Source organism: Mesorhizobium sp. M7D.F.Ca.US.004.03.1.1, assembly GCF_003998635.1.
Taxonomy (GTDB): Bacteria; Pseudomonadota; Alphaproteobacteria; order Rhizobiales; family Rhizobiaceae; genus Mesorhizobium; species Mesorhizobium loti.
In genome coordinates this window covers 1-780 of sequence record NZ_RZQG01001544.1, presented here as the reverse complement: position 1 = coordinate 780, position 780 = coordinate 1, and the positions used below count along the sequence as shown (strand labels likewise).

The 780-nt window shown below is 61.5% G+C and carries 1 protein-coding gene and 1 pseudogene; one reads left to right on the top strand and one right to left on the bottom strand.

Annotated features, from left to right (window positions below; translation table 11 throughout):
• A pseudogene (locus EN935_RS38555) lies at window positions 1-87 on the top strand (MarR family transcriptional regulator); the annotation flags it as partial.
• A 112-nt stretch (window positions 88-199) separates the two neighbouring features.
• Here the strand turns inward: EN935_RS38555 and EN935_RS38550 are convergent.
• Window positions 200-733, bottom strand: a complete 534-nt coding sequence (locus EN935_RS38550; protein ID WP_127264882.1) for a hypothetical protein — start codon at window positions 731-733, stop codon at window positions 200-202.
• Between the last annotated feature and the right edge of the window lie 47 nt (window positions 734-780).

Genomic DNA, 780 nt, shown 5'->3' with positions numbered 1-780 from the left:
ATCAACACCGACGAGTTCAAGCAGATGAACCGCGCCCTGCAGCGGCTCGATCGCTTCTGGAACGATACCATCGCCTACCGGATGTAAGGCGCCGCATCAGATCCGGCCCGCGCCACAGAAGCGCGGCCGAAATGTCGACCTTCAGTCAGGGCCGGTGCCGAAAGGCATCGGCCTTTTCTTTTGGCAGCCGTCGTCTCGGTTACGGCTTCAGCGGGCAGAGTTTCTCGTGAAAAACCGCAAGCGCCTGTTCGGCCTGGCGCGGCTCGCCGAAGAACGGGCCGATTGCTTCTGGCTCCCTGGTCGGATCGCAACTGCCTTCGGTGTTGGTCGTGCAACTCTTGGTTAACCCCTTGAGCGAGATGGTGGCCGGCGGATTGTCGAAGCCAATGGCCGTAACGGCACTCAAGTCCAGCGTGTAGGCCAGGCGATAATAGGGTTCGCCGTCCTCCTCGAACTGCTGCTCGGCCTTGTAGGTGCAGTCGCTGAGCTTCGTCACCGTGAACCTTAGCGTTTCCATCTTGTCGCCGACCTCGTTGGGGCCGGTGCTGGTGAAGACCGCTGGCGATCGGGAAACCTGTTTGAAGGGTTGGTCGGTCTGCTGCCCGTATCTGGGGATCGCACCCTGTTCGAGGCCATGCACGAAATAGGCGACCATCTCCTCCGGCGTCGGTGGGCTGCCGTTCGGGCCTCCGGCCAAGGCTAATGTCGCGATGACTGCAATGGCACCAGGCATGGCCTCGTTCCTCGCGTTGGGCGAGCTGTCACTGTAGTATCAGGGGC

Bases quoted from the DNA above. Each gene is read 5' to 3' on its own strand.
- EN935_RS38550 (WP_127264882.1), bottom strand. From the start codon at position 733: ATGCCTGGTGCCATTGCAGTCATCGCGACATTAGCCTTGGCCGGAGGC.